Below are 438 nucleotides of genomic sequence, written 5' to 3'. Positions count from 1 at the left end.
GATCTTGTCACAACCTAACTATGTTGGTGCTGACTATGACGTTATTGCAAACAGTATGACGGGTACTTTTGAGTACGAGAAAGGCGATAAGCGTTCAGTACCAGACTTCAACGTATTCTTCCGTTATAACGCGACTTACCCATACTACTCAGATGCTATCTGGTATCTAACGCAAATGCGTCGTTGGGGTCAGATCTCTGAAGATAAGAGCGACGAGTGGTACAAAGATTTGGCGAAGAAAGTATATCGTCCTGATATCTATGCACGTGCGGCGCAGTCTTTGATCAAAGAAGGTAAAGCGAAAGCGGCTGACTTCCCAGACTTCTCTACTGAAGATGGCTACCGTGACCCACAAACGCACTTTATCGATAACATTGTTTATGACGGTACACAACCAAACAAGTATATCGAGAAGTTCTCAATTGGTCTGAAATCAGG

1 pseudogene is annotated in these 438 nt (G+C 43.8%); it reads left to right on the top strand.

Going from position 1 to position 438, the window contains the following annotated elements:
* Window positions 1-438 (top strand): annotated as a pseudogene (locus tag A3729_RS17175) (nitrate ABC transporter substrate-binding protein); the annotation flags it as partial.

Source organism: Oleiphilus sp. HI0043 (assembly GCF_001634935.1).
This window is presented reverse-complemented; position numbering and strand designations above follow the sequence as displayed.